Here is a 20,713-nt window from a genome sequence, read left to right on the forward strand (position 1 = left end):
AGTCCATGACCTTTCCGCCACCGCGCCAGGCGAGCAAGCAGCCGCCGGCGCATGCGCCGAACGCCGCACTGATGATCGACTTCGACAACGTGACGATGGGCATCCGCTCCGACCTCCAGGTCGAGCTGCGCAAGCTCATGAACTCGGACATCATCCGGGGGAAGGTGGCGGTCCAGCGTGCCTACGCCGACTGGCGCCGCTACCCGCAGTACATCGTCCCGCTGTCGGAAGCGTCCATCGACCTCATCTTCGCGCCGGCCTTCGGCTCCAACAAGAAGAACGCCACCGACATCCGGCTGGCCATCGACGCCGTGGAGCTGGTCTTCACGCGGCCCGAGATCGGGACCATCATCCTCCTCTCGGGCGACTCCGACTTCTCCTCGCTGGTGATCAAGCTGAAGGAGTACGGCAAGTACGTGATCGGGGTGGGGATCCGCGAGTCGGCCTCCGACCTGCTGATCCAGAACTGCGACGAGTACTACTCGTACAACGAGCTCGCGGGCCTGGCGCGCGAAGGCGAGAGCGAGGGCAAGCGGCGCGACCCGTGGGAGCTGGTGGTGGACGCCGTGCTCGAGATGAAGAAGCGCAGCGACGTGATGCGCTCGGACCGGCTGAAGCAGGTGATGCAGGAGCTGGACCCGTCGTTCGACGAGAAGAACGTGGGGATGAGCCGGTTCTCGAAGTTCGTGGACGAGGCCAAGCGCCGCGGCCTGCTCACCGCCACCAAGCTCGAGAACGGGCAGTACGAGATCGACCTGGGCGCGTCGGCGCCGGGCGGCGAGCGGGCGCTGCCCCCGATCCCCGGGGGAGCCGACGAGCGCCGCGGGCAGGAGCGCGCCGAGCACGAGCGGGCGGCGGGCGGCGGGCGTTCGCGGCGCGGCCGTCGCGGCGGCAGGGGAGCCGCGGCCGAGCCGGCACCCGAGGCGCCGGCGGGGGCCGCGGCCGGTACGCCGCTCTCCCTCGCGGAGGCGTTCGAGCTGTTGAAGCGGGCGCTGCGCGAGGTCGGAGCGTTCGCGCCGACCACGGTGAACGAGGACATCGTGCGCGAGCGGATGACGGCGATGCACGGTGGTGGCCAGGATCCGCTGTTTCATCGCCCCCGGTTCGGGCGTCTGCTGCGGCAGGCGCACGACGCGGAGATCGTGGACCTGTCGAAGGACGAGCGCGGCTTCGAGGTCGCCTTGCGGGCGGAGGCGGCGTCGGCGCCGGCCGAAGAGGCGGCGCCTCAGGTGCCGGCCGGCCGCGGCGGGCGACGCGGCCGTGGGAGGGGGCGCGGTGCGCCCGCGGCGGCCGAGCCGCCGGCGGAGAGTGCCGCGCCGCCGGCGACCACCGCTCCGGCGCCGCCGGCCGCGTCCGCTCCGGCCGGGCACACGCGCGGGATCCGGTATCGCCGCGGGTCGGTGCGGGCACCGGCGCCGGCCGCCGGCGTGCCGCTGGTGGGCGTGGTGGAGATCGAGGCGGCCGAGCCGGCCGAGCCGGCGGAGTCGAAGACCCGGGCACGCCGCCGGCTCCGGGGCGGCGCCGGTCGCCGACCGAGCGGGCGGAGCCGGACCAGGAAGAAGCCCGAGGAGCCCTCCTCGGAGTCGTGAGCGCGCGGCCCCTCCCGCCGACGTTCTACGCGCGGGACACCGCGACCGTCGCGCGGGCGCTGCTGGGGCAGCTGCTGGTCTCCTCGGTCGGAGGCCGGCGCTGCCTCGCGCGCATCGTGGAGACCGAGGCCTACGTCGGGCCCCACGATCCGGCGTGCCACGCCGCCGGCTGGCGGCGGACGCCGCGCAACGAGGTGCTGTACGGGTCGCCGGGCCTGGCCTACGTCTACTTCACCTACGGCATGCACTGGTGCGTGAACGTCGTGACCGAGCGGGAGGGCTACCCGGCGGCGGTCCTGCTGCGTGCCGTCGAGCCGCTGCGCGGCCTGGCCGCCATGCGGCTGCGCCGCGGCCCCGTGCCCGACCTGGCGCTCGCCTCGGGGCCGGCGCGGCTCACCCAGGCGCTCGGCATCGACCGCAGCCTGAACGGCCACCGCCTCTCGGCGCGGCCGCTGTGGATCGCCGCCGGCCCGCCGGTGCCGCCGCGCCGAGTGGCCGCGGGTCCGCGCGTCGGCATCCGCGTGGCGACGGACTGGAAGCTCCGCTTCTGGATCCGCGACAACCCGTTCGTGAGTCCTGCCCGGTAGCCGCAGCCGCTCGGCATCACGGCCCGGAAACACGAGCGGCCAGCCGGTCACCGGCTGGCCGCTCGCTGCCCGGAGCGCCGGCTCAGTGCTGGAAGGCCGAGGTCCCCGACTCGCGCGAGCCGAGGAAGGCGTACCGGACGCCGGCCTCGAACGACGCCGAGCCATTGGGCAGCATGAAGCCGCGGCCCTGCGGGCTGAACTGCGCCTGGCCGAACACCGCCAGCTTGCCGACCCGGATCTGGACGCCGCCCATCGCCAGCGCGAAGCCCCCGGACGAGTTCTGATCCACGAACTGGTTCTGGACGGTGGTGGGCGTGGTGCTGTTGACCGCCGCGTTGCTGAGCGTCTCGATCACGAAGCCGCCGCCGACGTAGGGCTGCACCGGGCCGTTCCACGGCAGCACGAGAATGGCCACCTGGATGCGCTGCATCGCGTCGAACACGACCGGCACGGTGGTGCCGGTGGAGGTGGTGAAGGTGTCGCCGTCCTTGGTGAACGAGGTGGAATACGCCACGTACAGGGCGGTGCGCCGCGCCGTGATGAGCCACTCCCCGCCGACCTGCGGGTGGTTGACCTTGCCGGACGGCAGCGAGTAGTTGATCAAGCCGCCCTTGGCCCCCCAGTACCACTGGTATTGCCAGTCCTGGATCTGCGCCGCGAGGGGCGCAACCGAGGCGAGCATCAGCAGGGCGGCGATCGCCAGCGAGCGGTGTCGCGTCATGGCTTCCTCTGTGACGGGTCGGCGGACCAAGGGCTCAAGATAGGAAACCGGGGGGAAAAAGGCGAGAGCCGGAGCCGTCCGGCGCCTCGTTCCACCCCCCGTCGGCGCGGCGGACGCGCCGCCGGGCGGCGCTACCGGACGACGCCCAGCTGCCGGCCGACCTTCTTGAACGCCGCCAGCGCCTGTTCCAGGTGCTCCCGCGTATGGGCCGCGGACACCTGGCAGCGCACCCGCGCCTGGCCCTGGGGCACGACCGGGTAGCCGAACCCGGTGACGAACACGCCCTCCTCCAGCAGCGCGTCGCTCATCCGGATGGCGAGCGCCGTCTCGCCGAGAATCACCGGGATGATCGGCGTCTCGCCTTCGAGCGGCTGGAAACCCGCCTCGCGCAGCGCCCCGCGGAACCAGCGCGCATTCTCGTGCAGGCGCGTCACCAGCTCCGGATGCGCGCGCAGCACGCGCACCGCGGCCAGCGCGCTGGCCGCGACCGTGGGCGGCAGCGCGTTGGAGAACAGCTGCGGCCGTGAGCGCTGGGTGAGGTAGTCGCACAGCGCCGCCGAGGAGGCGGTGAACCCTCCGGCCGCTCCCCCCAGCGCCTTGCCGAGCGTGCTGGTGATCACGTCCACCTGCCCCGGCAGGCCGGCCGCCTCCGCCGTGCCGCGTCCCGTCGCCCCCAGCACCCCGGTCGCGTGCGAGTCGTCCACGGCCACCACCGCGTCGTAGCGGCGCGCCAGCTCGCAGATGTCGGCGAGCTTCGCCACGTCGCCTTCCATCGAGAACACGCCGTCGGTGAAGATCAGCCGGGTGCGCGCGCCCCTGGCCGCCTCGAGCTTCTCCCGGAGATCCGCCATGTCCGAGTGCCGGTAGACCAGCGACTGGCACTTGGTGATCTGGCGGGCGAGACGCACCGAATCAATGATGGAGGCGTGGTTGAGCTGGTCGGAGATGACCGCGTCGTTCTCGCCGAGGATGGTGGCGCAGAGGCCTTCGTTCGCGTTCCAGCACGACACGTAGCTGAGCGCGGCCTCGAGGCCCACCAGATCGGCCAGCGCCGCCTCCAGCTCGCGGTGGACGGTGAAGGTCCCGCAGATGAACCGCACCGACCCGGTGCCGGCGCCGTAGCGATCGAGCCCCGCCTTGCCCGCGGCGACCACCTCGGGATGGTTGCACAGCCCGAGGTAGTTGTTGGACGAGAGGATCACGACGTCGCCGCGTCCCTCCATCACCGTGCGCGCGCCCTGCGGCGCGTCGAGGTGGTTGAGGCGCTTGTAGACCCCGGTGCGCTTGAACTCGTCGAGCTCCGCCTGGAGGCGGGCGGTGAAGGCGGATCCGGTCATGGGCTCCTTATCCGATGTCGAGGATCACCTTGCCGGCGTCGCCACTGCGGATGGCGGCGATCGCCTCGTCGATCTTTTCGAGCGGGAAGCGATGGGTGATGGTCGGACGGGGATCGAATTGCCCCGAGCGCAGGAAGCGCTGCATGAGATGCCAGGTCTCGTACATCTTGCGGCCGATGACGCCGTAGATGGTGATCCCCTTGAACACGATCTCGTTGGCGAAGTCGATCGGCACGTCGCCGTCCGGGATGCCGAGCAGGTGCACCCGCCCGCCGTAGCGCACCACCTTGAAGCCGGTGTGCAGCGCGCTCGGCGCGCCCGACATCTCGCACACCAGGTCGGCGCCGTCGCCCTTCGACAGCTCGAGCACCGCGGCCTCCACGTCGTCGGTCTTCGGGTTCAGCACCCGGGTCGCGCCCATCTTCCGCGCCAGCTCGAGCCGCTTCGGATTCACGTCCACCGCGATCACGGCGGCGGCGCCGGCGGCCTTCGCGATGCCGACCGCGAAGCAGCCGATCGGGCCGCAGCCCAGGATCAGCACGACGCTGCCCGACACCTCGGTGCTCAGCACGGTGTGGAACGCGTTCCCCATCGGGTCCATGATGCCGCCGATTTCGGTGGGGATGCCGTCCAGGAGCATCACGTTGCTCGAAGGCATGACGATGTACTCGGCGAAGCACCCGTTGCGGTCCACGCCGATGATCGAGGTGCGCTTGCACACGTGGCCGTTGCCGGTCCGGCACTGCAGGCAGTGGCCGCAGATGATGTGGCCTTCCGCCGTGACCAGCTGGCCCTTCTTGAAATCGTCGTGCACGTCGCTGCCGACCTCGACGATCTCGCCCGCGAACTCGTGCCCGACCGTGAACGGCGGCTTGCAGCGGCCCTGGGCCCACGGATTCCAGTCGTAGATGTGGAGGTCGGTGCCGCAGACACCGGCGTGGTGCACGCGGATCAGGATGTCCGACGGTCCGCAGGTCGGCTTCGGGACATCGCGAACGACGAGACCCGGCCCGGCGGCCGCCTTGACGATCGCTTTCATGACTCCTCGGAACGCAGAAGGAGGTTAGACAATACTGCGGAGGTAGCCACCGTCCACGGCAAGAACTGCGCCGGTAATATAGGACGCGCGCTCCGAAGCGAGAAACGCGACGGCGGATGCGAGCTCGTCCGGGTCGCCCATCCGACCCACGGGGATGGCGGCGACCTGCCGGCTCAGGATCGCTTCGGGGGTGGAGCCTTCGCGCCGGGCCCGGTCGGCCGCGAGATCGGTGACCCGATCGGTGCGGAACCAGCCGGGAAGGACGGTCGTGACCAGAATGCCGTGGCCCGCCACCTCGTCGGCGAGGGACTTGGCGAAGCCGAACACGGCGGCCCGAGCCGTGGTGGACAGGATGAGGTTCGGCATCGGCTGGCGGGCGGCGAACGACGTCATGCAGACGATCCGGCCCCAGTGTCGCTGCGCCATCAGCGGCACGGCGGCGCGGCACAGGTGCACCGTGGACATGAGGTTGAGGTCGAGCGCGCGTTGCCAGGCGTCGGGCGGGGCCTCGGCGAAGGTCGTGGCCGGCGGGCCACCCGCGTTGCACACCAGGACGTCGAGCCGGCCGAACCGCGCGGCGACGGCGCGGACCAGGGTCTCCGCGGCCCGGGGGTCGCTCACGTCGGCGGCGAACGCGACCGCCTCCCCGCCCGTGTCTGCCCGGATGCCCGCGGCCGCGCCCTCGGCCTTCGCGGCGTCGCGGCCGTTCACGGCGACCCGCGTGCCCTCGGCCGCCAGCCGCTGCGCGACCGCGCGTCCCAGGCCCGCCGACGAGCCGCACACCAGGGCCGCCCGGTCCCTGAGGCCGAGGTCCACCGCTAGTCCCGCGGCTCGACCCGCACGGCGGTCACCTTGAACTCCGGGATCTTGGCATAGGGGTCGAGCACGGTGTTGGTGAGCAGGTTGGCGGCCGCCTCGCGGAAGTGGAACGGCACGAACACCTGCCGGGGCCGCACCCGGTCCGAGAGGCGCGCGGCGATCACCATCGAGCTGCGCCGCGAGGTCACGCGCACTTCCTGGCCGTCGCGGACGCCGAGGGCGGCGGCGTCGGCCGGATTCAGCTCGATGGTCGGCACCGGCTCGCGCGAGTCGAGCCCCTTGGAGCGGCGCGTCATCGTCCCGGTGTGCCAGTGGTAGAGCTGCCGCCCGGTATTCATGACGAACGGGTACTCGTCGTCCGGCAGCTCGGCGGGCGGCAGGTATTCCACGGCGACCATCGTCCCGCGCCCGTCGGCGGTGGGGAACCGGTCGCCGAACAGATAGTCGGTGCCCGGACTCGCGGCGTCGGGGACCGGGTACTGGAGGCCGGCCATGTCGAGGCGTCCATAGGTCACGCCGGCCCACGACGGCGTGACCGACGCGATCTCCCGCATCACGCTCTCGGCGTCCCGGAACGGCGTCCGGAACCCCACCCGCTCCGACAGCTCGAGCAGGATGTCGAGATCGGCGCGGGCCCGACCGGGCGGCGTGCACGCCCTGCGCACCCGCTGGATGCGGCGCTCGGTGTTGACGAAGGTCCCCTCCTTCTCGGCGAACGAGGTGCCGGGCAGCACCACGTCGGCGAAGCGGGCCGTCTCGGTGAGGAACAGGTCCTGGACGGCCAGGAACTCGAGCCCGAGGAACCAGTCCTCCGCGTGGGCGACGTTGGGGTCGGAGATGACGGGGTTCTCCCCGAAGATGTACATGCCCGCCACCGGCGACTCGGCGCCGACGATCTCCGTGACCTTGAGGCCCGGCGTGAGGGACAGCGCCTCGTCCCCGACGCCCCAGGCGGCGGCGAACCGGTGGCGGACCGCGGGGTCGTTGACCGGCTGGTAGTCGGTGTACGACATCGGGATCCCGCCGACGTCGGACGCGCCCTGCACGTTGTTCTGGCCGCGGATCGGGATCATCGCGGCGCCCCACCGCCCGATCATCCCGGTGGCGAGGATGAGGTTGAGGAGGGCGGTGACGATGTCGGTCCCGGTCGAGTGCTGGGTGAGGCCCATCGCCCACAGGGTCGAGGTCCGCGGCCCCCGCGCGTACGCCTCGGCCGCCCGCGCGATGTCCGCGGCCTTCACCCCGGTGATGGCCTCCGCCCGCTCCAGCGTGTAGGGCTGCACCGCGGCCGAGACCGCCTCGAAGCCGTGGGTGCGCCGGCCGATGAAGTCCCGGTCGTGGAGCCCGCTCGCCACGATGTGGCGCAGCATCGCGTTGAAGAGCACCACGTCGGTGCCCGGCAGGAGCTGCAGGTGGATGTCCGCCCGGCGCGCCAGCTCGATCCCGCGGGGCTCGGCCACGATGAGCGTGGCGCCGCGCCGCTGGGCGCGCTTCAGGGCGGCGCCGAAGACGGGGTGCGCCTCGGTCACGTTGGCGCCGGCGACGAAGATGACGTCGGCCTCGTGCTCCACCTCGCGCATCGAGCCCGAGGCGGCGGACGTGCTGAGCGCGCGCTGCATCGCCGCCACCGACGACGAGTGGCACAGCCGGGTGCAGTGGTCCACGTTGTTGGTGCCGAACCGGCCGCGGAAGATCCGCTGCAGGACGTAGTTCTCCTCGTTGGTGCACTTGGCCGAGCAGAAGACGGCCAGCGCCTCGGGGCCGCGCTCGCGGTGGAGCCGCACCAGCTCCTGGGCGGCCAGCTCCAGGGCCTCGTCCCAGGTCGCCTCGCGGAACGGCTCGTACCAGTCGGCCGGGGTCGCCACCCGGTCGCGCACGTCCTCCGCGCCCCGCGGGGCGCGGGCGATCTCGCCGAGCGACTTGCCGACCGAGCGCACCGGCGGCCGGGCCTTGGCGCGAGCACCCTCGGCCTCGATCGTGAGCCACGGGCCCCGGCGGCGCACGCCCGACGCGGCGCCCTCCCACACCCACCGGTCCCCGCGCTTCGTCCAGCCGCGGCGGATCAGCGGCGCGGTGAGGCGGTCGCGGTGCTGGGGGAAGTCGTAGCCGAACCGGCCCTTCACGCAGGTGGAGCCGAGGTTGGGGGTGTCCTCCTCGATCCACGGGCTGGTGACCCGGACCACCTGCTCGTCGGCCACGTGGAGGTCCACCTGGCACCCGACGCCACAGTAGGGGCAGACCGACCGGACGACCCGGTCCGGCTCCGCGATCTGGCGGGCCGTGAACTTCTCGGCCGGCAGCACCTCGTGGATCGCCCCGGTGGGGCAGACCCGCACGCACTCGCCGCACCAGGTGCAGGCCGCGTGGTCGGGATCGCCGTCGCCGCCCACGACGATCTCGGCGTGCTCGCCGCGCTGCGCCACGTCCAGCACGCCCACCACCTGGATGTCGGCGCACGCCCGGACGCAGCGCGTGCACAGGATGCAGGTGCTCATGTCGTGCCGGATCATCGGGTCGCCGGGGCGCTCGTCGCCGTGCCGGAGGCCGAGGGCGTGCTCGCGCTGTGGCCGCGGGCGCACGCCGTAGCGGCGGACCAGCCGCTCGAACTCGTTCGGGTGCTCGCCGTCGCCGATCAGGCGGTCGGTGGGGTAGCGCTGGAGCAGGAGGTCGAGCACGCTGCGGCGGTTGGCGACGGCGGCCGGCGTCTCCGTGCCGACCACCATGCCGCTCTGGGCGGCGGTGGCGCACGCGGCGACGAGCTTGGGCGCGCCTTCGACGCTCACCAGGCAGATCCGGCACGAGCCGACGACCGGCAGCGTCGGGTACCAGCACAGCGTCGGGATCTCGATGCCGAGGGACCGCGCGGCCTCGAGGATCGTCGTGTCTTCGGCCACGTGCACCGGCCGGCCATCCACCGTCAGCGTGATCATCGACGCGCTTGGAAGGGTCACGGGCATTGTACACCGGAGGAGGGGAACCGGCAAAATCGTCGCTCCAACCTATTGCGCGTCCGAAGGACTCTTATATATTGGCGCTTAAGGGTTTGCGCACTGATGGAGAAACCTGTTTGGAATTAGCCCCAAAATCTCTCGACATCGCAATGTCGATCGCGCGTCTGGCGCCGGTCGCGGCGTCCCTTGTCGGCTCGCGCGATGTCTCCTCCGACCTCCGCTCTTCCACCACCTACAGCGCTGATCATGGTGTCTGACCGTCGGCCACTTCGGGCCGCCGGAATGTTTCACCATTTCGAGGAGGCTGTATGGCGATGAAGAAGAAGAAGGCCGCCAAGAAGACGGCGAAGAAGTCCAAGAAGAAGAAGTAGTTTCTGCTTGGATGCACAGGGGCCGGCGATTTTGCCGGCCCCGCGCATTTCCGTATATTGCGCCGCCGTGATCCTCCACCACGAGCAGCGCAACCGCGACCTGGCGGTGGACGGCCCCTCCGCGCGACTCGGCCGCGACCCGACCCTGGAGCTCAGCTTCGATCCCGACGACGACGTCGTCAGCGCGGTCCACGCCCGCGTGTGGCGCGACGCGGACGGGTCGTGGTGGCTGGAAGACCTGGGCAGCACCAACGGCACCTGGCTCAACGGCCGGCGGATGGCCGCGGCCGAACCGCTGCGCTCCGGGGACCGGTTCACGCTCGGGCAGCGCGGGCCGGCGCTGCGCGCGACCGTGCCGGGCGAGCCCGTGCGCACCCGGGTCGAGCGCGCGGCGGACGCGGCGCCGCCCGTTCTCAAGCTGCGCCGGGTCGCGGGCGGGGAAGACCTCGTGGCCCTGGGCGCCGAGATCCTGCTCGGCCGCGCCGCCACCTGCACCATCCCGCTCCGGACCGTGGCCGACACGGTGGTCTCGAAGCGGCACGCGACGGTCGCGTTCGACGAGGCCGGGGCCGCGACGGTCACCGACCTCCACAGCCGCAACGGGACCTACGTCAACGGGCAGCGGGTCCGCGGGCCGGCGATGCTGAAGCTGGGCGACCGCATCATGCTCGGCTGGCACGGCCCGCTGTTCGAGGTGCGCGTCCTCGGCACCACCACCCTCCCGGAGGGGCAGGGCGCCGAATACCGGCCGCAGCTGCAGCCGGCCAAGACGCTGGGGGGCATCGTCCAGGCGGCCCGCGGCGAGGCCGGGACGGCGCACAGCGCGCGGGCGGCGGTGTTCGCCCGCTCGCTCGCCCGGCAGCTGGCCCGGGAATCGTCGGCCGCGCTCAAGGTGGCGACCGCCGTCGTCGTCGCCGCGCTGGTGCTTGCGGTGCTGCTGGTCTACCGCTCGGCGTCGCGGGAGCGCGCCGAGGCGGATGAGCGGCTCGCCAGCGCCGAGCGGGCGTTCGCCGCCCAGCTGCAGGCGGCGAGCGAGTCGCAGCTGCGCGCCGACTCGGTCATCATGCGGCTCCGGCACGATCTCCAGGTCGCCCGGAGCTCGAGCGTCCCGCGCGCCGTCGTCGAGAGCCTTGAGGCCCAGCTGAGCGGCGCGGAGCAGCGCGCCGGCGGCGCGCTCGGCCCGACCACCGTGGCGGACTTCTCGCGGGTCTCGGAGGAGAACCAGGCCGCGGTGGGCATGGTGATCGCCCGCTATCCGTTCGACTCGGTGATGGGCAGCGGCTTCGTGATCACGCCCTCGGGCTACCTGCTGACCAACGGACACGTGGTGCGGGACTCGAGCCGGGGTCGGCCGCGGGCCATCGAGGTCGTGATGGCGGACACCCGGACGCCGCTCCTGGCGGACGTCGTCGCCACCAGCGACGTGCCCGATCAGGACATCGCCGTGGTGAAGATCAGGGGGTACCACGGGGCGGTGGTCCGCGCCGTCGATTGGGCGGGTCGCGGCGTGCGCCAGGGCGCGGCCGCGGCGCTGATCGGCTTCCCGCGCGGCACGCAACTGGCCTTCGATCCCAACGGTTTCGTCCGGACCACGATGTTCGCGGGCGTCATCGCCAAGGCCACCAGCGAGTGGATCCAGTTCGCCGGCTCCACCGACGCCGGCTCGTCCGGCAGTCCGGTGTTCGACGCCGCGGGCGCCGTCATCGGCATCCACTACGGCGCCTTCGCGGCGCCCGGCGGCGAGAGTGGCTCGCTCCCGCTCGGCTTCGCCATCCCCATCGGGCGGGCACGACGCTGGCTGCCCCCCGAAGCCAAGGCGGAGCTGGGCCTGTGATCCGACCGGAAACGAAACGGGGCCCGGCAACCGCCGGACCCCGGATGGTCGGTGGAGCGCGAGCGGACTAGTTCCGCTCCCGCCACTCCTCCACGTCGTTCGCCTCTTCTTCGTCGGCCCAGAACCACATCAGGATGCGCGGTGCGCGGTGCACGTCCGCCCCGTCCCGGATCACGATGCCCACCGGCTCCGTCGCCGCCAAGATCGCTGTCGCCATTCGACGCCCGCCTCACGATAGGAACGACCACCGCGCGGACCAAGCCCGCCCGCTGTTGCTAAGGCATTCCTCGTGCCTGACGCTCGAGTTACGGAAGTCGTTATCGGCGAAGGAATTACGCGTAAAGCCAGCAAGCGAATGTCGGATTGTGTGTCAGTCTGACACTGAGTCCATCGTTTCACTCTGACTCGGATTGAGGCCCGGGTGGGAGGCCAGGAAGCCGACGTTGCGCGGGCGGCGCGCACTCGGCGCCGGTGGCTGCGCGCGCGCGATGGTCCAGTCGGCGTACAGGGAGCGGAGGGCGTCACTCGAGACCGGCGGGGCCTTGGCCCCGGCGCCGACGGCGGGCATCACCGCGTGGTGGGCCCCCGGGGCGGTGACGGCCTTGAGCCGGCGGATGAGGTCCGCGCGGTCGCCGGCCGCGAGCGCGGCGAGCGCCGTCGTTTCGATCACGCACCCCTCGATCGCGCCGTCCGGCGTCCACGACTCGAGCGGCGCGACGAGACACTCGATGCGGCTGCCGAGCTGCTCGGCCATGGCGCGGTTCTCGAGCCCCTCGATGCCGGCGAGGTCGGGGTCCGCGACCAGGACGGTCGCGCCGCGCGCGGCGAGGAACAAGGCGCAGGCGCCGTCGGCCGCGCCGACCACCACGACCCGGTCCCGGTCCCCGATGCGCTCGGCCAGCGCGACGACCGGGTCGTGCGGGGCGAGCCCCCAGTGCGAGGGCTCCACCTGTGCGGCCCGCAGGGCCAGGTGGCGCTCGCGCCAGCGGCGGTAGGACGGCAGCCTGAGGCGCCGGCGGATGATGGTATCCACCTGCTCCTGGAGCAGAACCTCGGTGAGCTGGTACTGCTCGGTGCGGGTCAGCTCCTGCACCGCCTCGTCGCCGATGCCGAGGATGGACGCCCGCGGCAGGCCGTCCTTGTACTCCTCGATGCGCTGCTCAATGAACTCCTCGTACTCCGAGCGGAGGCTGCGCGGTGCGCGGGCGGCTCGTTCCACGGCGCTCAGGCCGGCTCGATGTGCACGACGACGCGGTCGAGCTTGAGGTCGTCCTTGAGCTGGTGCTCGACCGCGTCGGCGATGTCGTGCGCGTCGTCCACGGACAGGCGGCCCGAGACCCGGATGGTGAGCTCGGCCAGGGCGACCCCGGCGGCCAGGCGCGAGCGGATGTCGTACGCGGAGCGGACTCCCTCCACGCCCTCGGCGGAGCGGCGCACCGCCTCGGGCGCCTGGGCGGCCTGGTCCACGAGCACCGGGACGCCGCGGCGCAGGATCTGGTAGGCGACGCGCCCGATCATGAGCACGACCACGAGCGTCACGATCGGGTCCACGTGGCGGATGCCGGCGCGCGACAGCACGCTGCCGGCGATCACGCCGGTCGTGATCATCACGTCCACCCGGGTGTGGGCGGCGTCGGCCAGCAGCAGGTCGCTCGAGAACTCGTGCCCCTTGCGGGCCTCGAGCCAGGCGACCCAGAGGTTCACCACCAGCGTGCCGGCCAGCAATCCGAGGTCAATCCCGGTCAGAACCGGTGGCGGCGCCTGGGACACGAGCCGGGCGAGCGCGCTCTTGAGCAGCTCGAACGACGCGATCGCGAGAAAGATGACGATGCTCAGGGCGCCGAGCACCTCGAACTTGCCGTGCCCGTACGGGTGGTTGGCGTCCGCCTCGGCACCGGCATACCGCATCAGCACCACGAACACCATGTTGTTGAGGGCGTCCACCGAGGAGTGGATGGCGTCGCTGATGACGGAGAGGGAGCCGGCCCGGATGCCGATGGTGGCCTTGACCCCCACGACCACCAGATTGGCGGCGAGAAGGCCGAAGAACACGCGCTGGATGGAAGCCGTGCGGTCGCGCCCGGGGGCGCCGGCCACTGCCATGCGGGCAAGCTGAGGATCGCCTTCCCCGCTGTCAACTCCCTTGTTGGCGTTTCCGGTGCTCCGTAGGTTGCGTTTCACGGAGGCAGCGGCCGAGATGCACCTGGATCTCCACGTTCATTCGACCTGTTCCGACGGGACGCTCGCGCCGGCCGCGGTGGTCGGCGCGGCGCAGCGGGCGGGACTCGGGATGATCGCGCTGGCCGACCACGACACCGACGCCGGGGTCGGGCCGGCGCGGGCCGCGGCGGCGGGCTCCGGCGTGGCGGTCCTGGCGGCGATCGAGATCACCTGCCTGAGGGACGGGCGGGAGCTGCACCTGTTGGGGTACGGCTTCCGCCCCGGGGACCCGGGCATCGCCGCGCTCTCCGCGCGGGCGGCCGGGGCTCGGCGCGAGCGCATCGCCGCGCTGGTCGAGCGTCTCGCGGCGCTCGGGGTGCGGATGGCCGTCGCCGACGTCACGACCGGGCCCGAGTGCGTCTCCGTCGGCCGCCTCCACCTGGCGCGCGCGCTGGTGCGCCGCGGCCACGCCGGGTCCATCTCCGACGCGTTCGCGCGGTTCATCGGGGACGGCGCTCCCGGCTGGGTGCCGAGCCGTGGCCCGGACGTCGCCGCCGCCATCGGCACGGTCGTCGCCGCCGGCGGGTGCCCGGTGTGGGCGCATCCCGCGCTCGAGGATGCGCGACACTTCCCCGCGCTCGCCGAGCGCGGGCTCGCCGGCGTCGAGGCGCTGCGGCCGGCGCTGGACCCGCACGGCTCGGTGCAGCTCGAGCAGGCGGCGCGCGCCGCCGGCCTCGTGGTGACGGGCGGCTCCGACTGGCACGGCACGACGCGGCCGGCGCTGGGCAGCTGGTTCGTGACTGAGAAGCACGTGGGCGCGTTTCTCGAGCGTCTCGGGATCAGCCCGCCGTGACCTGAGCGGACCGCATACCAAAAGGATGGCATCGTGCGCATCGCCGAATGGTTGGTCGCGACCGTCGCCGTGACGGCCCTCCCTCTCGACCTGCTCGCGCAGACGGGCGCCTACCGGACCACGGCGAACGGGCAGGAGATCGCCGCCGAGGCGTACCGCTGGAGCGGCAGGATCCTGGACGCGACGGTGGACGTGCCCGTGGCGGGGCACCGGATCGTGACGCGGACCGTGTACGACGCCGCGTTCGAGCCGCTGTCCTACGACCTCCGGGTCTACGCTCTCGCCACCGGCGCCGAGCAGCAGGTCGTGCACGTGACCTTCGGCGATTCGGTCCGCTGGTCGGCCGAGGGGCACGCGGCCGGGGGCTCGCGGGCGCTCGACCGCCCGCGCGCGGTGATGCAGAACCTGCTGTGGAGCCACATGGCGGCGATGGCCCGCCGGCTGCCGGCGGGAGACGCGACGCTGACGCTGCACACCTTCCTAGTGGACAACGCGATGGCCATCGAGGTCACCCTGGCGCGGCGTTCGGGCCGCGTGACGGCCACGTCGCTGGCCGGCGGCCGGGAGACGGAGGTGGAGCTCGCGCTGACCGCGGACGGCGACATCGACACCGCGGCGGTCCCGAGCCAGGCCCTGGTGATCCGCCGGGTGAGCGCGGACAGTGTCTCGGCCTCGCACCCGCTGGTGGTGCACGCGCCCACCCCGCCGCCCGCCGGGGTGGCGGAGGAGCCGTACGCCTGGAGCGACGGACCGCAGCCGCTCGCCGGCACGCTGGCGCGGCCGGCGCAGGCGCCGGGCCGGATCCCCGTCGCGCTGATCATCGCCGGCTCCGGACCGACCGACCGCGACGGGAATTCGCAGCTCGGCTTCCACATGGACGTGTACAAGAAGCTCGCGTGGGCGCTGGCCCAGCAGGGCATCGCGAGCGTGCGCTACGACAAGCGCGGCATCGGGGCTTCGCCGTTCACCGGTGATCGCTCGATGGTGGCCTTCGACGACTTCACCGACGACGCGGTGGCGGGCGCCCGGGCGCTGGCGGCAGACCCCCGCTTCTCCAGGGTGGTGCTGATCGGGCACAGCGAGGGTGCGCTGCTGGCCGAGCGCGCGGCCAACGCCGGCGCGCCGGTGGCGGGCGTGGTGATGCTCGCGGGGATGGGCCGGCGCTTCACCGTGGTGCTGCACGAGCAGATGGCGCAGCAGCTCGACGGCGCCCGGCTCGCGGCTTACGACAGCCTGATGGCGCTGTTCCTGGGCTCCGGCCCGATGCCGGAGGTGCCGGCCGACCTCCGCAGCCTGCTGCATCCGTCGGTCCGCCGGTTCATCCAGACCGAAAGCGCGGTGGATCCGGCCGCTGAAGCCCGGCGGCTCCCGGTGCCGCTGCTGGTGGTGCAGGGCGCCACGGACATCCAGGTCAGCGTGCGGGACGCGGAGGCGCTGCGGGCGGCGCAGCCGGCAGCCGAGGTGCACATCCTGCCCGAGGCCAACCACCTGTTCGTGCACATCGCCACGCGCGACCGCGCGGCGCAGCTCGTCACCTACAACGACCCGTCGCTGCCGCTGGTGCCGGAGCTGGTGCCGCTGGTGGCGGCGTTCGTGGAGCGGGTGGCGCGCTAGCGGGCGCGGCGCCGCGGCGGCGGCGCGGTTCCCGGACCGGGACCTAGTCCGCGGCGCGCAGCAGGGCGGCCTTGAGGTAACCCGTCTCGGGGATCGTCACGATCTCGGGGTGGTCGGCCGCGGCGCCGCGGATCTCGAGCAGCTGCAGGCGGCGGCCGCTGTCGGCAGCGGCGTCGGCGAGCATCGCGAAGAAATCGCCGCGGTGCACGTGGTGCGAGCACGAGGCGGTGAACAGCAGCCCGCCGGGTGCGAGCAGTTGCATCGCCCGGAGGTTCACTTCCTTGTAGCCGGAGAGGGCGCGGGGCAGCGAGCGACGGTCGCGGGCGAAGGCCGGTGGGTCGAGCACCACGACGTCGAAGCGCTCGCCGGCTGCCGCGGTCTCCTTCAGCCAGTCGAACGCGTTCGCCTCGACGGTGCGCACCGACGCGAGCCCGTTCAGCGCGGCGTTGCGGGCGATCCGGCCCACCGCATCGGCCGAGATCTCGACGGCGACGACTTCCCGCGCGCCGCCCGCCGCCAGGTGGAGCGCGAACCCGCCGTGGTACGCGAAGGCGTCGAGGCATCGTCCGCGGGCCAGCGAGCCCACGAGCCGCCGGTTGTCGCGCTGGTCGAGGAACGCCCCCGTCTTCTGGCCGGTCCACGGCGCGGCGAGAAAGCGGACGCCGGGCGCCTCGGTGATCTCGATCTCCTGGGGCACCTCCCCGAAGGCGAGCGTGGTCTCCCTGGGCAGCCGCTCGCGCTCCCGCACGGCGGCGTCGTTCCGCAGCAGCAGGCCGCTCGGCGCGAGCACCTCGCGGATGGCGGCGATCACGTCGTCCCGCACGGCGTCGAGGCCCGCCGAGAGGAGCTGCGCCACCGCGCAGTCGCCGTAGCGGTCCACGATCAACGACGGGAGCCCGTCGCCCTCGGCGTGCACCACCCGGAACGCACCGTCGCCGGTGTCCCCGCGGCGCTCCGCCGCCGCGGCGATCATCGCCGCCCACCAGGAGCCGGCCACGGTGGTGCCTTCGGGGGCGAGCCAGCGGGCGCGAATCTCCGAGGCCGGCGAGAACAGCGCGGTGCCGAGGCCCTTGCCGCGCTCGTCCACGAGTCTGGCGAGCCCGGGCTCCGCGGAGTCGGCCTCGCGAACGTCGGAGCGGAAGATCCAGGGGTGGCCGGCCCGCAGGCGCCCCACGCCGCGGGGAGCGACGACCAGCGTCGTGTGGGAAGTCATCGGCCGAGGGCGGCCCGCAGGTCGCGCGCAGCGCGCGCCGGGTCCGGGGCGTCGAGGACGGCCCTGATCACTGCGACGCCGCCGGCTCCGGCGGCCACCAGCGCCGGCACCAGCGCCGCGGTGACGCCGCCGATCGCGACCGCCGGGACGCCGGGCGCGGCGGCGTGGATCCGGCGGAACCCATCCACCCCGATGGACGCACCGGCGTCCGCCTTGCTGGCGGTCGGGGCGACCGCGCCGATGCCCAGGTAGTGGGCGCCGGCGGCCGCCGCGCGCACCGCCTCCTCCGGGGTGCCGGCCGAGCCGCCGAGCCAGAAGCCGGCGGGCGCCAGGGCGAGCGCCGCGTCGATCGGGAGGTCGTCCTGTCCCAGGTGGCAGCCGGCCGCGCCGGTGGCGAGGGCGACGTCGAGCCGGTCGTTCACCACGACCGGCAGGGGGGCGGCTCGCATCACCCGGTGGACCAGGTCTGCGAGGTCGCGGGCCGGGGCGTCCTTCGCTCGCACCTGGAGCATCGTCGCGCCGCCCTCGGCGGCACGTGCGCCGATCGCCGCGAGGTCGCGGCCCTTGCCGACCCCGACGTCGAGGATCACGACCAGGCGCAGCGCGTCCGCCAGCGGCGGCGCGCTCACGGGAGGGGCGGGTGCGTCGCGGCGCTGTCCAATCTGGCCGGCCCGCCGGCGACGGGCGGCGGCAGCCGGCGCAGCTGCTGGGCGGCGCGGATCGCCGCGATGCTGTCGTGCCGCGCGACCCTCAGGCTCTCCGCTCTCGCGGCGATGGCGGCGGCGCGCAGCTGGCGGGCGACGCGCACCGAATCGGCGTGTTGTGCGGCGGTCGCGCTGAACATGTGGGTCCCGTCGGGACGCGCCACGAAGAACAGGAAGTCGTGCTTGGCGGGCCACAGCACCGCGAGGATGCTGGCGCGACCGGGCGAGTCGATCGGCCCGGGCGGCAGTCCCGTGTGGAGGTAGGTGTTGTACGGGGACCGCACCTGGAGATCCCGGAGCAACACCCGGTTGACGTGGCGGCCGAGCGCGTAGATGACCGTGGGGTCGGCCTCCAGCTTCATCGGGTGCCTGCGCGTGAGCCGGTTGTAGTAGACGCCGGCGATCAGCTGGCGCTCGAAGTGGCGCCGCGCCTCCGCCTCGACGATGCTTGCGAGCGTGACGACCTGGTGCCGGGTGAGTCCCAGCTGCCGGGCACGAGCGTCCCAGGCGGTGTCCCACTGCGACGCGAACTGCTGCACCATCTGGGCGACCAGCTGCTCGGCCGAGGCGCCGAACACCACCCGGTACGTCTCCGGGAAGAGGTAGCCCTCCAGGGTGGGATCGTTCGGCGGGATGCCGAGCGAGGCCCGCAGCGCGGGATCCCGCGTGGCCGCCAGGAAGGCGGCGGTGTCCATCCCGAGCCGCTGCGCCGCCGCCTCGGCCATCTCGCGGATGGTGTAGCCCTCGGGCACGGTGAACAGGTCGTCGTCGGTGCGGCCCGTGATCATGGCGCCGAGAATGGTGCGCGTCCGCTCGCCGACGGGGAAGTCGTAGCGTCCGGGCCGCAGGTGGCGGTCGAGGCCGCGGTACTGGCCCACGAACAGCGCGAGCAGGCGGGCCTGGAGCAGGAAGCGGCCCGGCGAGGCGATGATGCGGTGGGCGGCGAGCGATTCGGCCACCGTTCTCAGGGAGGCCCGCTTGGGCACGATGATGCGGTCGTGCGGGGCGTTGGCCGCGGGCCCGCAGGCGGCCAGCAGCAGGCACAGCGCGAGGCGCGAGGCCGCGCCGGGGCCGCGGCGGCCGGCCCGCCCGGGGACGTGGCCGGGAGCCGGCGGGGTCCTCACGCGTCCGTCGCGGGCATCCGGGTGTGCCGCTGCGCGTCGAGGAAGTGCTGGAGGATGGCCACCGCGGCCATCTGGTCGATCCGCTCGCGCGAATCCCGGTCCTTGACGCCCGCCGCGCGGGCCGAGCGCAGGGCCGCGGCGGTCGAGAGCCGCTCGTCCCAGTAGGTCACGGGCACGCCGGAGCGGCGCGTCACGGCCTCGCCCACCTCGCGCGCCGCGCGTGCGGCGTCGCCCTCGGCGCCGTCCGGGTCGAGCGGCAGGCCCACCACCACCAGCGTGACCTGGTGGCGCCGGGCGAGGTCGACGATGTCGGCGACGGGAGCGCGGTGGTTGGCGCGGCGGGTCAGGGTGACGAGGGGTTGGGCGATGAGCCGGGTCGGATCGGAGAGGGCGAGGCCGAAACGCCTGCGGCCCCAGTCCACGGCCAGCACGCGTCCGCCCCCCGGATCCCCGTCTCCCGCCGGCCGCGACTCTCCGGGCGACACCGGGGCTACCCCTGGGCCATCGTCGCGAAGAATTCCTTGTTGTTCTTGGTCCGCTTCATCCGCTCGATCAGGAACTCGATGGCCTCGACCGGCGGCATGTCGGCCAGGAACTTCCGCAGCAGGTACATCCGGTTCAGCTCGTCGGGCGGCAGCAGCAGCTCTTCCTTCCGGGTGGCGCTCTTCTGCACGTCGATCGCGGGCCAGATCCGCCGCTCGCTGATCTTGCGGTCCAGCACCAGCTCCATGTTGCCGGTGCCCTTGAACTCCTCGAAGATCACCTCGTCCATCCGGCTGCCGGTCTCGATCAGCGCGGTGCCGACGATGGTGAGCGACCCGCCGCCCTCGATGTTGCGTGCGGCCCCGAAGAACCGCTTGGGCTTGTGCAGGGCGTTGGCGTCCACGCCGCCGGAGAGGATCTTGCCCGAGTGCGGGACCACCACGTTGTGGGCCCGTGCCAGGCGCGTGATCGAGTCCAGCAGGATCACCACGTCCTTGCCGGACTCCACCAGCCGCTTGGCCTTCTCCAGCACCATGTCCGAGACCTGCACGTGCCGGTCGGCCGGCTCGTCGAAGGTCGAGGAGATCACCTCGGCCTTCACGTTCTCCTCCATGTCCGTCACTTCCTCGGGCCGCTCGTCGATCAGCAGCACGATGAGGACGCACTCGGGATGATTCTCGGTGATGGAGTTCGCCAGCTTCTGCAGCAGGATCGTCTTGCCGGCCTTGGGCGGCGAGCTGATCAGCGCCCGCTGACCCTTGCCGATCGGCGCCAGCATGTCGATCACCCGCATCGAGAGGTCGTTGTCCTTGCGCTCGAGGCGCAGCCGCTCGTCGGGGTAGCGCGGGCGCAGGTTGTCGAACGCGATGCGGTGCTTGGCCTTCTCCGGCTCGTCGCCGTTGACCGTCTCGACCTTGAGCAGGGCGAGGTAGCGCTCGCCCTCCTTGGGCGGCCGGACCTGGCCGAGGATCGTGTCGCCGGTGCGGAGGTCGAAGCGCTTGATCTGGCTGGGGGAGACGTAGATGTCGTCGGGGCCGTACAGGTAGTTCCAGTCCTGGCTGCGGAGGAACCCGTAGCCCTCCGGGAGGATCTCCAGCACCCCCTCGCCGCGCAGGACCGTGTCGGAGTCGAGCAGGTTCTGCTCGATCCGGAAGATCAGGTCCTGCTTCCTGAGGCCCGAGTAGTTGGTGATGTTCAGCTCTTCCGCCATCGCGTGCAGCTCCGCGACGGACTTCTTCTTGAGTTCGGCGATGTCCACGGGATGGAGACTCCGGGTGTGGTGCGGGAGGCGGAGGGCTCAGCCCTCTGCCCGGT

General features: G+C 72.7%; 18 protein-coding genes. 5 read left to right on the top strand and 13 right to left on the bottom strand.

Going from position 1 to position 20,713, the window contains the following annotated elements:
• Positions 1-5 precede the first annotated feature (5 nt).
• Together VMF70_13345 and VMF70_13350 are read left to right on the top strand one after the other, a co-directional pair.
• Positions 6-1,589: an NYN domain-containing protein gene (locus VMF70_13345; GenBank protein ID HTT69004.1), complete on the top strand. Its 1,584-nt coding sequence runs from the start codon at positions 6-8 to the stop codon at positions 1,587-1,589.
• Positions 1,586-2,176 (top strand): DNA-3-methyladenine glycosylase, encoded by a 591-nt coding sequence (locus VMF70_13350; GenBank protein HTT69005.1) that lies wholly within the window; start codon positions 1,586-1,588, stop codon positions 2,174-2,176. The genes VMF70_13345 and VMF70_13350 overlap by 4 nt, the downstream gene beginning before the upstream one ends.
• Before the next feature lie 82 nt (positions 2,177-2,258).
• Here VMF70_13350 and VMF70_13355 read toward each other — a convergent pair whose 3' ends face one another.
• From VMF70_13355 to fdhF, 5 genes are all read right to left on the bottom strand, one after another.
• Positions 2,259-2,897: a hypothetical protein gene (locus VMF70_13355; protein ID HTT69006.1), complete on the bottom strand. Its 639-nt coding sequence runs from the start codon at positions 2,895-2,897 to the stop codon at positions 2,259-2,261.
• A 131-nt stretch (positions 2,898-3,028) separates the two neighbouring features.
• Entirely contained in the window at positions 3,029-4,234 is a 1,206-nt protein-coding gene (locus tag VMF70_13360; protein ID HTT69007.1) for a glycine C-acetyltransferase, read from the bottom strand.
• A gap of 7 nt (positions 4,235-4,241) precedes the next feature.
• Entirely contained in the window at positions 4,242-5,273 is a 1,032-nt protein-coding gene (gene tdh / locus VMF70_13365) for an L-threonine 3-dehydrogenase (protein ID HTT69008.1), read from the bottom strand.
• Between the two features lie 24 nt (positions 5,274-5,297).
• Positions 5,298-6,089, bottom strand: coding sequence for an SDR family oxidoreductase (locus tag VMF70_13370; protein ID HTT69009.1), 792 nt, complete (start codon positions 6,087-6,089; stop codon positions 5,298-5,300).
• 2 nt (positions 6,090-6,091) lie between these two features.
• Positions 6,092-9,043, bottom strand: a complete 2,952-nt coding sequence (gene fdhF / locus VMF70_13375) for a formate dehydrogenase subunit alpha (protein ID HTT69010.1) — start codon at positions 9,041-9,043, stop codon at positions 6,092-6,094.
• A 438-nt stretch (positions 9,044-9,481) separates the two neighbouring features.
• Between fdhF and VMF70_13380 the strand changes: the two genes are divergently transcribed.
• Positions 9,482-11,248, top strand: a complete 1,767-nt coding sequence (locus VMF70_13380) for an FHA domain-containing protein (protein HTT69011.1) — start codon at positions 9,482-9,484, stop codon at positions 11,246-11,248.
• Between the two features lie 67 nt (positions 11,249-11,315).
• Here the strand turns inward: VMF70_13380 and VMF70_13385 are convergent, their stop codons facing one another.
• The 3 genes from VMF70_13385 to VMF70_13395 form a co-directional block, all read right to left on the bottom strand.
• Entirely contained in the window at positions 11,316-11,465 is a 150-nt protein-coding gene (locus tag VMF70_13385) for a hypothetical protein (GenBank protein ID HTT69012.1), read from the bottom strand.
• Between the two features lie 153 nt (positions 11,466-11,618).
• Complete coding sequence (locus VMF70_13390) at positions 11,619-12,467, bottom strand: hypothetical protein (GenBank protein ID HTT69013.1); 849 nt, start codon at positions 12,465-12,467, stop codon at positions 11,619-11,621.
• Positions 12,468-12,472: 5 nt separating this feature from the next.
• Positions 12,473-13,351, bottom strand: a complete 879-nt coding sequence (locus VMF70_13395) for a cation diffusion facilitator family transporter (GenBank protein HTT69014.1) — start codon at positions 13,349-13,351, stop codon at positions 12,473-12,475.
• A 94-nt stretch (positions 13,352-13,445) separates the two neighbouring features.
• Between VMF70_13395 and VMF70_13400 the strand changes: the two genes are divergently transcribed.
• Together VMF70_13400 and VMF70_13405 are read left to right on the top strand one after the other, a co-directional pair.
• Positions 13,446-14,261: a PHP domain-containing protein gene (locus tag VMF70_13400; GenBank protein HTT69015.1), complete on the top strand. Its 816-nt coding sequence runs from the start codon at positions 13,446-13,448 to the stop codon at positions 14,259-14,261.
• A 33-nt stretch (positions 14,262-14,294) separates the two neighbouring features.
• Positions 14,295-15,875 (top strand): alpha/beta fold hydrolase, encoded by a 1,581-nt coding sequence (locus VMF70_13405; GenBank protein HTT69016.1) that lies wholly within the window; start codon positions 14,295-14,297, stop codon positions 15,873-15,875.
• 43 nt (positions 15,876-15,918) lie between these two features.
• On the opposite strand, the gene VMF70_13410 is transcribed toward VMF70_13405, so the two are convergent.
• From VMF70_13410 to rho, 5 genes are read right to left on the bottom strand one after another with little or no spacing between them, the layout of a single operon-like run.
• Positions 15,919-17,088, bottom strand: coding sequence for a class I SAM-dependent rRNA methyltransferase (locus tag VMF70_13410; GenBank protein HTT69017.1), 1,170 nt, complete (start codon positions 17,086-17,088; stop codon positions 15,919-15,921).
• A complete protein-coding gene (gene thiE, locus VMF70_13415) occupies positions 17,085-17,717 on the bottom strand; it encodes a thiamine phosphate synthase (protein ID HTT69018.1) in 633 nt (210 codons plus the stop codon). The genes VMF70_13410 and thiE overlap by 4 nt, the downstream gene beginning before the upstream one ends.
• The gene (gene mltG / locus VMF70_13420) at positions 17,714-18,916 is read right to left on the bottom strand and encodes an endolytic transglycosylase MltG (protein HTT69019.1); all 1,203 of its coding nucleotides are present in this window, start codon (positions 18,914-18,916) and stop codon (positions 17,714-17,716) included. Before mltG ends, thiE begins: the two co-directional genes overlap by 4 nt.
• The gene (gene ruvX, locus VMF70_13425) at positions 18,913-19,347 is read right to left on the bottom strand and encodes a Holliday junction resolvase RuvX (GenBank protein ID HTT69020.1); all 435 of its coding nucleotides are present in this window, start codon (positions 19,345-19,347) and stop codon (positions 18,913-18,915) included. Before ruvX ends, mltG begins: the two co-directional genes overlap by 4 nt.
• A 59-nt stretch (positions 19,348-19,406) precedes the next feature.
• Positions 19,407-20,657, bottom strand: coding sequence for a transcription termination factor Rho (gene rho / locus VMF70_13430; protein ID HTT69021.1), 1,251 nt, complete (start codon positions 20,655-20,657; stop codon positions 19,407-19,409).
• Positions 20,658-20,713: the final 56 nt, after the last annotated feature.

The organism is Gemmatimonadales bacterium (genome assembly GCA_035502185.1).
In the GTDB taxonomy this organism is placed as follows: domain Bacteria; phylum Gemmatimonadota; class Gemmatimonadetes; order Gemmatimonadales; family JACORV01; genus Fen-1245.

Coding starts and splice junctions, on each gene's coding strand:
- VMF70_13345 (HTT69004.1), top strand. CDS start 6: ATGACCTTTCCGCCACCGCGCCAGGCGAGCAAGCAGCCGCCGGCGCAT.
- VMF70_13355 (HTT69006.1), bottom strand. CDS start 2,897: ATGACGCGACACCGCTCGCTGGCGATCGCCGCCCTGCTGATGCTCGCC.
- VMF70_13360 (HTT69007.1), bottom strand. CDS start 4,234: ATGACCGGATCCGCCTTCACCGCCCGCCTCCAGGCGGAGCTCGACGAG.
- tdh (HTT69008.1), bottom strand. CDS start 5,273: ATGAAAGCGATCGTCAAGGCGGCCGCCGGGCCGGGTCTCGTCGTTCGC.
- VMF70_13385 (HTT69012.1), bottom strand. CDS start 11,465: ATGGCGACAGCGATCTTGGCGGCGACGGAGCCGGTGGGCATCGTGATC.
- VMF70_13395 (HTT69014.1), bottom strand. CDS start 13,351: ATGGCAGTGGCCGGCGCCCCCGGGCGCGACCGCACGGCTTCCATCCAG.
- VMF70_13400 (HTT69015.1), top strand. CDS start 13,446: ATGCACCTGGATCTCCACGTTCATTCGACCTGTTCCGACGGGACGCTC.
- VMF70_13410 (HTT69017.1), bottom strand. CDS start 17,088: ATGACTTCCCACACGACGCTGGTCGTCGCTCCCCGCGGCGTGGGGCGC.